This window comes from Chryseobacterium jejuense (genome assembly GCF_900100075.1).
Classification (GTDB): Bacteria; Bacteroidota; Bacteroidia; order Flavobacteriales; family Weeksellaceae; genus Chryseobacterium; species Chryseobacterium jejuense.
On record NZ_FNEG01000004.1, the window covers coordinates 471,341 to 484,541 of the forward strand.

The 13,201-nt window shown below is 35.1% G+C and carries 14 protein-coding genes; 6 read left to right on the forward strand and 8 right to left on the reverse strand.

What is annotated here, in order from left to right; genetic code table 11:
* Window positions 1–330: 330 nt before the first annotated feature.
* The 6 genes from BLS98_RS14395 to BLS98_RS14420 all read right to left on the reverse strand — a co-directional run bounded on the left by BLS98_RS14395 (window position 331) and on the right by BLS98_RS14420 (window position 5,702).
* A complete protein-coding gene (locus tag BLS98_RS14395) occupies window positions 331–1,335 on the reverse strand; it encodes an MvdD family ATP-grasp ribosomal peptide maturase (RefSeq protein ID WP_089737194.1) in 1,005 nt (334 codons plus the stop codon).
* Entirely contained in the window at window positions 1,328–2,284 is a 957-nt protein-coding gene (locus BLS98_RS14400) for an MvdC/MvdD family ATP grasp protein (protein ID WP_089737195.1), read from the reverse strand. Before BLS98_RS14400 ends, BLS98_RS14395 begins: the two co-directional genes overlap by 8 nt.
* Before the next feature lie 89 nt (window positions 2,285–2,373).
* Entirely contained in the window at window positions 2,374–2,592 is a 219-nt protein-coding gene (locus BLS98_RS14405; protein WP_089737196.1) for a microviridin/marinostatin family tricyclic proteinase inhibitor, read from the reverse strand.
* 114 nt (window positions 2,593–2,706) lie between these two features.
* Window positions 2,707–3,486, reverse strand: a complete 780-nt coding sequence (locus BLS98_RS14410; protein ID WP_089737197.1) for an alpha/beta fold hydrolase — start codon at window positions 3,484–3,486, stop codon at window positions 2,707–2,709.
* Window positions 3,487–3,578: 92 nt separating this feature from the next.
* Window positions 3,579–4,298, reverse strand: a complete 720-nt coding sequence (locus BLS98_RS14415; protein WP_089737198.1) for a pyridoxine 5'-phosphate synthase — start codon at window positions 4,296–4,298, stop codon at window positions 3,579–3,581.
* A 141-nt stretch (window positions 4,299–4,439) separates the two neighbouring features.
* Window positions 4,440–5,702: a mechanosensitive ion channel family protein gene (locus BLS98_RS14420; protein ID WP_089737199.1), complete on the reverse strand. Its 1,263-nt coding sequence runs from the start codon at window positions 5,700–5,702 to the stop codon at window positions 4,440–4,442.
* A gap of 177 nt (window positions 5,703–5,879) precedes the next feature.
* Here BLS98_RS14420 and BLS98_RS14425 point away from each other — a divergent pair, with 177 nt between their 5' ends.
* Together BLS98_RS14425 and BLS98_RS14430 are read left to right on the forward strand one after the other, a co-directional pair.
* Window positions 5,880–6,371, forward strand: coding sequence for a DUF456 domain-containing protein (locus BLS98_RS14425; protein WP_089737200.1), 492 nt, complete (start codon window positions 5,880–5,882; stop codon window positions 6,369–6,371).
* A gap of 19 nt (window positions 6,372–6,390) precedes the next feature.
* On the forward strand, window positions 6,391–6,909 hold the full coding sequence (locus BLS98_RS14430; RefSeq protein WP_089737347.1) for a hypothetical protein: 519 nt from the start codon (window positions 6,391–6,393) through the stop codon (window positions 6,907–6,909).
* Here BLS98_RS14430 and BLS98_RS14435 read toward each other — a convergent pair.
* Entirely contained in the window at window positions 6,875–7,516 is a 642-nt protein-coding gene (locus tag BLS98_RS14435) for a uracil-DNA glycosylase (RefSeq protein ID WP_045499653.1), read from the reverse strand. The two genes, BLS98_RS14430 and BLS98_RS14435, sit on opposite strands and share 35 nt — an antisense overlap.
* A gap of 99 nt (window positions 7,517–7,615) precedes the next feature.
* Entirely contained in the window at window positions 7,616–8,122 is a 507-nt protein-coding gene (locus tag BLS98_RS14440) for a GNAT family N-acetyltransferase (protein ID WP_089737348.1), read from the reverse strand.
* A gap of 127 nt (window positions 8,123–8,249) precedes the next feature.
* On the opposite strand from BLS98_RS14440, the gene BLS98_RS14445 reads away from it, so the two are divergent.
* The 4 genes from BLS98_RS14445 to BLS98_RS14465 all read left to right on the forward strand — a co-directional run bounded on the left by BLS98_RS14445 (window position 8,250) and on the right by BLS98_RS14465 (window position 13,183).
* Window positions 8,250–10,397: an endonuclease MutS2 gene (locus BLS98_RS14445; RefSeq protein ID WP_089737201.1), complete on the forward strand. Its 2,148-nt coding sequence runs from the start codon at window positions 8,250–8,252 to the stop codon at window positions 10,395–10,397.
* Window positions 10,398–10,532: 135 nt separating this feature from the next.
* Window positions 10,533–11,195, forward strand: a complete 663-nt coding sequence (locus BLS98_RS14450; RefSeq protein ID WP_089737202.1) for a hypothetical protein — start codon at window positions 10,533–10,535, stop codon at window positions 11,193–11,195.
* A 495-nt stretch (window positions 11,196–11,690) separates the two neighbouring features.
* Entirely contained in the window at window positions 11,691–12,353 is a 663-nt protein-coding gene (locus BLS98_RS14460) for an ATP-binding cassette domain-containing protein (RefSeq protein ID WP_089737204.1), read from the forward strand.
* A gap of 32 nt (window positions 12,354–12,385) precedes the next feature.
* Window positions 12,386–13,183: a hypothetical protein gene (locus tag BLS98_RS14465; protein WP_089737205.1), complete on the forward strand. Its 798-nt coding sequence runs from the start codon at window positions 12,386–12,388 to the stop codon at window positions 13,181–13,183.
* The last annotated feature ends 18 nt before the right edge of the window (window positions 13,184–13,201 follow it).

Here is a 13,201-nt window from a genome sequence, read left to right on the forward strand (position 1 = left end):
AAATTCAACTTTATTTAACCAATATTATCATTCTGGAAATCAGAAAATATGAAATTTAAATACAGAATACTTTTATTTTAACCACAAAGACACAAAAGTTTCTTGAACATAAAAGTTTTTTAAGTTATCTGCTTTGTGAATAATAAGAATACTTAAGCTTATGAAAACCTCCGATTTTCATTAATATGATACCTACAAACAAATATTCTGTTGAAAGTGTGAAAACAATTCAAAGAATTTTTGCCAGGGTGGTTTAAACAATTATCCATTACATACAAAAGCCCTGAAAGTATTAAAACTTCCAAGGCTACTATATAAAAAGTTAATCATTTATACCATCACAACATTATCTCTTCTCGGAGCTTTATCACAGAGAACATCTGCAATACTCTTAGAGATAAGGTTTCCTTCCGTTAGCTTATCCAGCCAGAAGAATTCTCCGGCGGCATTAATTTCGATGAAGTAATATTCATCCTCAGGAGAAACAATAATATCTATTGCTCCATAGTCTACGTTATAAATATCCAAAAGTTCCAAAAGCTTTTCTTCAACATCTGCCGGTAATTCGGTCTGTACCCATTTATCAAGCAGATTAACCCCATCTTTTCTCCAGTCTACTTTAGCATCTTCAAACTGTTGAGAATCTACCTCAAAGGCATAAATATCTCTCCCCACGATAGTCACCCGCAGTTCTTTTTTCTTTTGAATCATTTTCTGAAACTGCATCGGGCAATACAGCAATGAATCCAGCTCTTCCAATTTATCTTCACTCACCACATTGGTAAATACCACACTTTCCACACCATCTTCGTAGATAGCAAATCCGGTTTGCATCTTGGCCACAACATTTTGATGTTTTAAAATGAATTGTCTCGCCTCCTCAGGATTATTGGTCAGACAGGTTTCTGGTATAGAAAGTCCAATTTTTTGAGCAATTTTCAGCTGCTCCTCTTTACTGTCGAGCCTTCTGTAAACACTTGGTTTTCCTAATGAGTAGGCATCAATAGATTCAAAAAAACCGAATAATGTATTACGAATCTCTCCCATCGCTGCACTAAGAAACTTAGCATCCATTTCCTCCTTCAGTCCTTTTCCGATATTGTAAGCCCGGCGATACCAGACTGCTGAAATATCATCCAATCGGTATTTTTTTTCCGGTGTTTCAAGCATTGTAACCCATTCTCCATCCTGAAAAACGGTTGATAATTTATTCTGTAAAGGATATAAATCAACATCAAAGCGAATAACCTCACAATGGTTATCCTGAATATATTCCGTTACTTTTTCAATGGAAAAATTATCTGCAGTATGTGTTATAATTAAAATTTTATTCATGAATATTGATTCTTTTAATAAGATTATCGGCAATTCTTTCTGCAATAGGAAATCCCAGTTCTTTTTGAAGCATTCCCCATTCTCCTTGTGGATTGACTTCCAGAAAATAATATTTTCCATCTTTTCCCCGAATCATATCAATAGCTCCGGTATACAACCCCATTTCCTTCATCATTGAAGTCAGATTGATTTTGATATCCGCAGGCAATTCATAAGGTATCCAGGAATAGTCTTGATGACTTACCCTCCAATCTGCATTTTCACTGTTATTGATTTTTCCTGTATAAAATTCTCCATCTATATACATAATCCTCAGTTCATATTCTTTATCGATATAAGGCTGAAAAATCATAGGACAATAAATAATATCCGAAAGGTTTTCCAATGTTTCCTGTTCAATCACCATCGTGGAAATCAGATTCTCACCACTCATTGTTTTCCGGGTTACGCCGTGAAGTTTTGCAATGGCTTTTCCTGAACAATGCTGTTCAAAAAAAGCTTTTACTTTCTCTTCATCATTGGTAAAAACCGTTGGAGGAACTATCAGATGATTTTGTTGGGCTATTTTTAGCTGAAGCATTTTATTCCCATCCATTTTCTTTTCTGTCTCATAAGGATTGATCCATGGGAGGTGTTGTAGTTGGGTAAACAGATTGTAGCGCAGATGAGCATATTCATTCAGAAATATTTTTTCATATTCCTGATCCAGCTCTTCGGGAACACTCATCCGCCATGCTTTTCTATGCCAGACTCCTGTAATATTATTGGAATGGATGGAATTTCCATCTCCATCAGTAATCTCAAATGAGTCCTCGCTGATGCTGATTTTCTGAAGATGATTTAACTTGTCAGAATTCAGTCTGAAGTAGGGAATATTTTTAGAAGAAAGGTGTTGAAAGAAACGATCAATAGTATAAAAATCCTGTGAGTGGGTAATACAGAGAATCATTTGCCGACTTTATTAAAAAGGGAAACTTAACATGTTAAGTTTCCCCCTTTGTTACAATTTTGTTAATATGTTACTGTAAAATAATCATTTTATAGTTCAGCAGTATCATCATCCCCGTCAGAAGGATATTTCATAGTATGATCCATATCCGTTAACTTAGATGTTACGCCATCTAAAGTAGGTTTTGTAATCGTATCCCTCTCAGGAATTGTAATATCTGCACCTCCTTTTACTGTTTCCGGATCTTTAAGTTGTTTCTCAAGAAATGTTGCGAAAAACGGTTTCTTTTTTGAATTTTTGTTTTCCATAAGTTAATATGTTTGTTTATTTGATAATCGAATATACATAATTTTCAACTTATGGAGAAATAAATTAATACTTTAAGATAATTTTAACATATTATCGAAATATAAAGTATATTATTAATTTAAACCAAGAAATTGTTTAACAACAACAGCAAAATCAACAGGATTTTCAGCCTGAACCCAGTGTCCTGCATTTCTAACGGTTACAATCTTCGCTTTTGGAAATTGCTGTTTGATTCCGTATTCATCCTGTGGCAAAATATAATTGGACTTTTCTCCAGCGATGAACAAGGTTTCTCCTTCAAAAACACCAAATTTCACAGCATTGGATACAAATTCATTATACTTTTCAGAGAGTGTTTTCAGGTTAAATCTCCAATTCAGTTTTTTATTATCGTCCCAATATAGATTCTTTGTTAAAAACTGTATCGTTGATTTTTCCGGAATATACTGACTCAAAACAGCTTCCACATCATTTCTTGAACCTACTGTATTAAAATCTACCGTTTCAAGGGCCTTGATGATTCCCTGATGGTGTGGCGGATAGGCTTTTGGTGAAATATCTACCACGATCAGTTTCTCTACCCTTTCAGGATATTTTAAAGCAAACTGCATCACAGCTTTTCCACCTAAAGAATGTCCTAAAACATGAGCTTTCTGAATGCCATAATACTCCATATAATGAGCAATGTCATCAGCAAGATCATCGTGAGACATATCATCGGAATGAAAACTTCTTCCGTGATTTCTAAGGTCAATAAGATGCACCGGAAGATATTCTCCAAGATCTTTCCCGAAGCTTCCCCAGTTATCAAGCATTCCAAACAATCCGTGGAATACTAAAAGCGGCGTAGCGGTTGAACCTTCGCCAAATATTTTTGAGTTTAAGATTTCCATATTTTTTTAAATAACAGATTTGAAACACAGATTTCAGAAGATATTGACAAGACTTTTACAACAAGGTCTGAGTCACACATCTGACCTCTATTTTACCATTTTGCTAATCTCTTCAAATAAGATTGAACTGTATTTTCCAAGCCCATATATAACGCTTCAGAAACCAAAGCATGTCCGATGGACACTTCTAAAAGATTAGGAATAGTATCAGCGAAATATTTCAGATTTTCAAGGCTCAAATCATGTCCTGCATTAATTCCCAATCCGAATTCATTGGCCACTACAGCAGTATCATAATAAGGCTTGATCGCCTGTTCTTTATTAGACAGATAGTTTTTTGCATAAGCTTCCGTATACAGTTCAATTCTGTCTGCACCTGTCTTTGCCGCATATTCTACCAACTCAGGTAAAGGATCAAGAAAAATAGAGGTACGGATACCTGCATTTTTAAATTCTGCAATAATTTCTGTAAGATAATCCAGGTGTTTTTTAGTATCCCAACCTGCATTGGAAGTAATAGCATCATCTGCATCCGGAACCAGAGTTACCTGTTCAGGTTTCACATCCAATACCATATCAATAAAAGACTGATGTGGATTTCCTTCAATATTAAACTCAGTCGTCACCAATGGCTTCAGATCATAGACATCTTTTCTTGTAATATGTCTCTCATCCGGTCTTGGGTGAATTGTAATTCCCTGACCTCCGAATTCCTGAATTTTTATAGCAGCCTCTGTCACACTTGGTGTTTCACCTCCTCTTGCATTTCTTAATGTCGCAATCTTATTGATGTTTACGCTTAGTTTTGTCATTTTTTTATTTAGATGTTAGATAACAGAAGCTAGAAGATGGAAGGCAGAAGCTGGAAGTTTATCCAGACTACTACTTCTTTTTGACGTTCTAACTCCATTATCACTTAAGTTGAATTTATTTTTTAGAGACCTAACCTCTTTTTATACTTTAACACTTACCTGCATCACCTGAAGCTCAAACTCTTTGGATGCTACCAGTAAATGATCGAAAATATCAGCCTGAATCTGCTCAAAATGTTCCCATTTGGAATCATTTGCGAAACAATAGACCTCAAGCGGAAGTCCTTGTGGGGTAATTTCCAGCTGCCGAACCATTCTTGTTGCATTTTTCTCCACATCAGGATCATTTTCTATATATCTCTGTGCATAATATCTGAAGACCCCAATATTGGTTAACTGCCTTCCGTTAATCGTCTTATCATTATTGCTCAGGCTCTCTTTTTCATTTCTGATTTCCACTCTTTTCTGTTCGAGATAATCTGCAATAAGGTTAATTTCTTTTAAACGCTCAATATCTTCATCCGTAAGAAACTTAAAAGAATTGATATTAAAATAAATAGATTTCTTAATTCTTCTATTATTGGACTCGGACATTACCTGCATGTTTTTGATCTCCGTAGTCAGAAAATCATAGGTAGGAATAGTAGAAATAGTTTTATCAAAATTGGTGATTTTTGTAGTCAGAAGGCTTATTTCTGTAATATTTCCTTCTATACTGTATTTGGGAATACTGATCCAATCGCCTACTTTTAAATTCTTGGAAGTAGCTACGTGAATCCCGGTAACAAATCCCAGAATAGTGTCTCTGAAAACAAGTACTAAAACTGCCGTTATTGCCCCAAGACTTCCTAAAATTGTTCCTCCTTTAATTCCAAAAATCAAGCAGATACCTATTACAGAAAGTACAAAGATTCCAAATATTTTTACACTTTCTGAAATAGCATTAAGCGTCATAATTTTGTAGTAATCCTGCTTAATCACAAAATAATTTCTAAAAGCTGTTAATGCTCTAAATAATAACCCTGCTATAACAAAAATAGTTGCTACTCCCACAATTATTTCCAGCAATGCAAAGCTTTTCGGATGTCTGTAGAAAACAGAAAACAATGCATATCCGGCAAAATTCAATGCTCCTAAATGAACCACAGAATTAGTAATTCTTGAATCATAGATTGACTTTAAAACAGGAAATTTTTCTTTATCAAAAAAGAATTTGAAAATAGTATTGACAATAAATTTAAAAACAAAATCCAAAATATAAATCATCCCTGCCAGAAATATAAATTTCAGCATAATCTGAATGGGAAGTGCCAGCTCAGAATACACATGATCCCTCACAAAATAATGAATCTGATCGCTGATATTCTGTAAAAAATCTCTAGTATCTTGTATTTCGTCTTTCATTACAGCAAATTTATAAAATTAAGGATGATGATGTTACTATTCACAATCAATTTTCATCCCAAAATTTAAAGCGCGTTATAAATTTGCATTAAATCATTTAAAAATCTCCTGTATTTTCATAATCCGCCCTATTTGTTGAATCACTAAGGTTTCATATATTCGTTTATATTTTAAAGAATGGACACAACTGTTATTAATATTCTCTGTCTTATTTTATTGTTTGTAGGGATACTAGGCACCTTCCTTCCTGTATTACCCGGACTTTTGTTAAGCATCTGCGGATTGCTGATCTATAAATTCGGGACCGATGCTGATCTTCCGATGATTTATATCTGGGCTTTTGGAATTCTCACGGCAGCTTCTGTTATTTTAAGTTATGTAATTCCTGCACGAACCAACAGGAAATACGGCGGAACCCGCTGGGGAAGTATTGGTTCTGTAGTAGGAACTATTGTCGGGATTTTCATTCCAATCCCGTTAGGCTTCCTTATCGGAATGTTTGCAGGGGTTTTTATTGGTGAAATGCTTCACGACAGCAAAGACATGAACAAAGCGTTGCAGTCCACTAAAGGTGCTCTCATTGGATTTATTTATGGTACCGGCTTCAGTTTCGTTGTGGGTGTGGCAATGTTTTTGGTAGTATTCCTTAATATGTTTGATATTATTTAACTCAAAAAAAAGAAAAATCATGCTTCATAAAGCCATCTTATTCAGCCTGGGAGTTTTCGCATTAACAGGATGTGATGCCCAAAAGAAAGTTAAAGCAAATTCAAAAGCTCCTGAAATGACGACCAATACAAAGTCTGATGAGCAAAAGAATGATCTCATCTACCTGAATGAAGGAGAAAATAAGTTTCTTCTGGATTATAAAATGAACATCACTTTCAAGGGAATTTCTGAAGACAGCCGATGTCCTGAAGGGGTAAATTGCATCTGGGCCGGAGTTGCTCTTGCTCAAATTGAAGTTATGGGGACTTCTACCCGCCCTGTCCTTTTGAATCTTGCCAGTATGGATTTTCCCAATCGAAACTATCACCAATCTGCAGAGTTCAACGGCTATACCATCACCCTGCAGGAAGTCACTCCATATCCTAAAGCAGGAGGAGCTGAAGAGTTAAATGGAAAATATAAAATTGGGGTAAGTATTAAAAACAACAGACCTTCATCAGACACTACCAAGAAATCGCCTCCTTCCCTTTGGAAATAAGATATTCATTAATTTTTGAGAAGGGCTTACTTCCGAAAAATCCTCTATAAACAGAAAATGGTGATGGGTGTGCCGATTTCAATATAAAATGCTTAGCCGGATCAATAAGTTCGGCTTTTTTCTGTGCAAAAGCTCCCCATAACACGAAAACTACGTTCTCTTTTTTATCTGAGATCTCTTTAATGATGTAGTTGGTGAATGTTTCCCAGCCAAGATCTTTGTGAGAATTCGGTGAATGGGCACGTACGGTAAGGGTTGCATTTAATAAAAGAACACCTTGCTTTCCCCAATCATCCAATTCTTTAGAGGTTCTTACCACTCCCAGATCATCTTTTAACTCGATAAAAATATTCTTAAGGGATGGTGGTGCTGTAACTTGCTCAGACACGGAAAAACATAAACCATTAGCCTGATAATCGTTATGATAAGGGTCCTGACCAATAATCACTACCTCAACATCTTCAAATGCTGTAATTTCCAACGCTCTGAAAATTTGATTTTTCGGAGGAAAAACCTTGGTGGTTGCATATTCATTTTTTACTTTTTCCCAAAGGGTTGTAAAATATTCTGTACTTTTTATCGGGGCTAAAATTTCTGTCCAGGTCATGCTGCAAAAGTACTTAATATTAAAATAAAAGCATAATCTACCCATTAAATATCTTCACTTTTCTTTCTGTTAGATATGGGACAAGATAATAGATACCACTCAATCTCTATTTAAACTAAAAATAGTATTGTCTGGATTATGTTCATCTTTTTCACCTTCTTCAAGAACAAAATTTTGCTTTAAAAGGAGCATTTTAGAGTTTTCGTTGAACTTATTTGTAACAGCAATAATCTTCTGTAATTGCAATTGATTAAACCCATGCTCTAAAACGCTATGGAGAGCTTCGGACATGAGCCCTTTTCGATGATAATCCGGTAACAGCTCATACCCGACTTCTGCGGTCTTTCTATCTTCTGAAAAATTCCAGAGACATATTGTTCCGATAAGATTTGAACGGTCTTTATATGAAATTCCCCAGAAAACAATTTCTTTATGCTGCGTTTTTCTTTTAATATGCAGAATAAATTCCAACGCATCATAATTGGTTTTGGGAGAATTTCTTTTCACATATTGATTGATAACCTCATTACTTCTGATTCGAAGAATATCCTCTATATGAGCTTCATTGATTTCTTTTAAGGCCAATCTTTCAGTTTCCAGTTTCATATTTTCATTAAAAATTATCATCAAATCTTTGAAAAGAAATATTGAATAGGGAATAATTCTTTCATTAATCTATTTTGTAAATCACTCAAATATACGTAATAATCAAAATTCTCACTAAATTTGCATTGTGTATATAGATAAAGAAGATTTAGACGAATTAGAGTTTCCGCAATTGCTCGCGGAAATCTCCCCATTTGCGTATTCTCCGAAAACAAGAGAAAAAATTCTTCAACTTCGTCCGATGGAAATTGACGAGGCGGAACTTTCACTAAAAAAAACATCAGAATATCTGTCTAGTTTTGAAAGTTCAAATGCGATTCCGTTTGATGAATATGAAGATATTGAAAGTGAGCTGAAATTGATGCTGATTGAGAATTACCGTCTGGAAAACAGTGCTTTCATCAAAATAAAAACCATCACGGAACAGATCGGAAAACTGCAGAAGTTCTTCCCTACCATGCCGGAAACGTTTCCTACTTTACTGGAAGAGGTTTCTGTACTGGAATTCAGAAAAGAGATCATCGATAAGGTGGATAAGGTATTCAACCGATTTGGTGAAGTGAAAAATGAGGCTTCTCCAGGATTGAAAGGGATAAGAACTGAAATACAGCTTGCTAAAAAAGCTATTCAGGAAAACTTCAACCGTGCTCTGACTACCTATGGACAGAGTGATTTTTTGGATGATATACGGGAAACAATTATTGATGACCAAAGGGTTTTAGCGGTAAAATCAGGTTTTAAGAAAAGAGTTCCGGGAAGAACCCTGGGAATTTCAAAAACCGGTTCCATCACCTATATCCAGCCGGACAGTGTTGTAAAACATTATTTCAAACTTCGTGAAAGTGAAGAGGAAGAGAAAAAAGAGATTGATAAAGTCTTAAGACAGCTTACCACAGAGCTTGCAGAATTCCAGCCTCAGCTTTGGAGGTATCAAATGTATATTTTTGATCTTGATCTGGTAAGGGCTAAAGCTAAGTTTGCAGAACTTATCAATGGTATTCTTCCTAAAATCAACCGCCATAAGACATTGAGGTTAAAAGATGCCTTTCATCCTTTATTATGGTTAAGAAATAAGGTAGAGAACAAAATCATTCACCCACAAACTCTGGCTTTAACGGAACATAACAGAATTATCTGTATTTCCGGGCCTAATGCCGGTGGAAAATCCATTACCCTGAAAACTGTCGGGTTGCTGCAACTGATGATTCAGAGTGGTATTCTGGTTCCTGTTCATCCAAAGTCTGAAATGTTTTTCTTTGAGAAGATCATGACTGACATTGGTGACAATCAATCCATTGAAAATCATCTATCCACGTATTCATCAAGGTTAAAGAAAATGTCAGGAATCATCCGTGAGGCTGATTCGGATACGCTTTTATTGATTGATGAGTTCGGAACGGGTTCTGATCCTGAATTAGGTGGTGCTTTGGCTGAAAGTTTCATGGAGTTTTTCTATGATAAGAAGAGTTTTGCGATCATTACAACGCACTATACCAATATCAAACTGGTTATAGAACAGCTTCCGAATGCTCAGAATGCAGCCATGCTTTTCAACGAAGAAACGCTGGAACCAATGTACAAACTGGAAGTTGGGCAGGCAGGAAGTTCATTTACTTTTGAAGTTGCTGAAAAGAATAAAATCCCAAGGTTCATCATTCATTCTGCTAAGAAAAAGGTAGAACATGATATTGTGAATCTTGATAAAACGATTGTAAAGCTGCAACAGGAAAAATTTGAGGTTGAAAAACTGAAAACTGATCTTGCAGAAAGAAAAGAATCTGTAGAGGACAAACGTGATAATCTTCAGAAACTGAATGAACAGCTTCAGCAGAAATTGTTCAATTTTCAGAAACTGTATGAAGAGGAACATCGTAAACTTCAATTTGGAAATAAGATTGAAACTTTCATCGACAGCTATACGAAAGGAAAGTCCAGAAAAGATGTTGTAAAGGATTTTGTGAAACTTCTTGAACAGGAAAAGTTCAGAAAGATAGGTGCTGACAAGGATGAATCCAAGCGTCTGCAGGTGGTGAAGAGAAAGATTACGCAACAGCTTAAAAAGGAAGATGTGATTGAGAAAATTGCTGAAACCAATGAAAAACTGGAAGAAAAACGTAAAAGTGATCGCGCAGTCTGGATGAAGGAAGGCCAGCGTGTCCGAATTACCGGAAGCACAAGCGTAGGAACAATTGAGAAAATTTCCAGAAACAAGGTGATTGTGAATTACGGAACTTTCAAAACGACGATTGATGCAGATGAATTAGAAAGAATCTAATCCATTTGAAAATGGATTAATCTGAGAGTTTGAAAATTAACCGAATACAATAATGGAAGAGAGTGTCTTAGGATGCTCTCTTTTCTTTTATACATTATCGTAAAATTTCCCTACTTTTAACAAAAACAATAATTTATGAAACCATTAAAAGCACTTTCAGACCTTATTCCAATACCAAGTTATACTGTTATCATTCTCTGTTTTTTCTTTCCTTTTTTCCTGATAAAATGTGGTGATACCACCTTAATGTCTATCAAAGGAACAGATCTGGTAACTGGAATTTCCCAGCAAACAATGAATGAACGGATGAAAGAAAATCTGAAAAAAACTTCTCCGTTTGGTTCTGCTTTCGGAAATGATTCAGGTGATAAATCTTCAAATACCGATTCTGAATACTCACCACTGAACGAATCCAACAATAAAAAAGACAAGGAAAATATTCCACCAAGTCCGATTGTTATCATCGCTTTTCTGGCGGCTATTGCCGGGATTATTATTCAGCTGGTAAAAAGTATAAAAAAGAAATACATTTATCATATTGTGCTTTCCTTAGTTGGTTTTATCTCTTTACTCGCTTTCTATTTAACTTTCCAGTCAAAAATGGAAGGATTAGGTAATAATCAAGTCGGAATGGGATTAGGAAACGGAGTAACCATCAGCTATGGTTTTGGAACTGCTTTTTATGTATGTGAAGCATTATTTCTGCTTGTACTGCTATTCTTTGGAGTGTTTTCTTATTACCTTAAAAATGATCCGAGGGCAATTTATGACTCAACAGATCAAAACCCAGAGGCTTAAAAAATAGATTTAACTCAAGATAAAAAGATTGTTTGAGCCCGTATCAAGCACTCTTTTTATTTATTTCCATGTTGGTTTTATTTTTACCTTTTAATATTCATTTTAAAAAAGCCAGTTTTAATTACAGTTACTGCTTTTAAAATTCTTTTAGTATTACATTTACAAACATAATGATGTTTTAATTAAGGGGCATTATAAAAGTACCAGCAGAAGCAAAATCATGAATAAAAACCTTCTTATCCTTTGGATTTTCTATAAAAAACTCATTCTTCCTGCTGGAATATTTTCCCTGCTTTTTTATTTTTTATTTCAATCTGATCCTGAGACTTTTGGACTGAGCTTTCTTTTCATTTTACCTCTTCTTCATTATTTCATTTATGAGCTGAGATTACAAAATGAATATTATTTTTATGCAAATTTCGGATTCTCAAGATTGTTCCTCTGGATCTCTACTCTATCGTTGGGATTAACTGTAAAAATCATCACTTATCTCTTATGAATAGACTCCATATTGACAGTATTACCAAATATTTTGGTGAGAAAAAAATCCTACAAGACATCTATCTTGGATGTAATATTGGGCAAATCGTAGGATTATTAGGCAGAAACGGTTCTGGAAAATCAACTTTATTAAAAATTATTTTTGGAGTTCTGGACAGTGAAACCCAATTTATAAGGGATAATGGTAAAATTTTAAAAAGCTTAGCAAACAGAAAAAAATTAATTTCTTATTTGCCACAGGAACCTTTTTTACCTAGAAAAAAGAAGGTAAAAGATCTAATTTTACTGTTTTGCAATAAAGAAAATGCTGGAGTTCTTCTTACCTTGGATCTGATCAGTCCTTTTCTTAATGAAAAGCCTGAAACCCTTTCCGTTGGAGAACAAAGATTGATTGAAGCTCTATTGATTATCTATTCTGAGGCCGATTTCATCCTCTTGGATGAACCATTCCAAAGTCTTTCACCGAAAATGGTTGGCGAGCTCAGGAAAATCATCAGTTTGCAAAGCAAAAACAAGGGTTTTATTATCTCCGATCATTACTACCAAGATGTACTGGCTATTTCAACTTTCATTTATCTACTTTCCAATGGTCATTTGAAACCGATACAGGATTTAAAAGAATTGCAACAATATAGTTATCTTCCGCAAAGCATTTAATTTATATATTTGGGAATCTAAAATTTGTTAAGATGATTTCAGTAAACAAAGCATTGTACCTGTCTGCTTTCAGTATTTTTTCTTTAGCCTTCGTTAAAGGTCAGAATAAAGTTCCTTTTGGTGTTGTAAAAGCTGAAGAAGGATATGCCAATGTACGTGTACATAAAGATAACTATAGAAAAATTGTAGATAAAATCCGTATGCGTAAAGGGGATGTTTTTGTTTATGTAAAACCTGCTCCGGGAGAAACAGAATGGATATGGATTAAATATCCTGAAAAGCAGGATGAAGAAAAACCATTTGTTCGCTACGAAACCCTTGACAAGGAGGGAATGGTGAATAAAGAACGTATTGCCTTTGTGGATCAGCTTCCAGCCTATACTCCATCTAAATCTAAAAACGGAAGATCACTCATCTTCACAGATAATTCTGACCCTAAAATCCCTACCGCTCAAAGAAGCAAGGTTGTTATTGATGTGTATCCATCCAATGCCGGTTACCGCAAGAAGGAAAAAGATGCTGAAGGAAAACTTCTTACCATTGATAAAGTAAAACCATGGGGAATTGGAAATGATCTTCCTGAAGGGATGACCGAAATCAAATCGATCCGACTTCAACAACCCGGAAGAGGATCTGTTTTTGTAAGAGAAGCTATTAAAAATATGTTCCAGCCCACAATGGACTTTAACAATATAGGAGTAACCTCTCTGGACAATGACAATATTTTCCTTTATATGACCAATGGTACAGGGGAATACAGATATACTACTCTTTGGACCATCAAGAAAGGAAGAGTGATCAGCCAGATTATTTATCATAATCCGGAATAAATTCATTATTTTTGCACA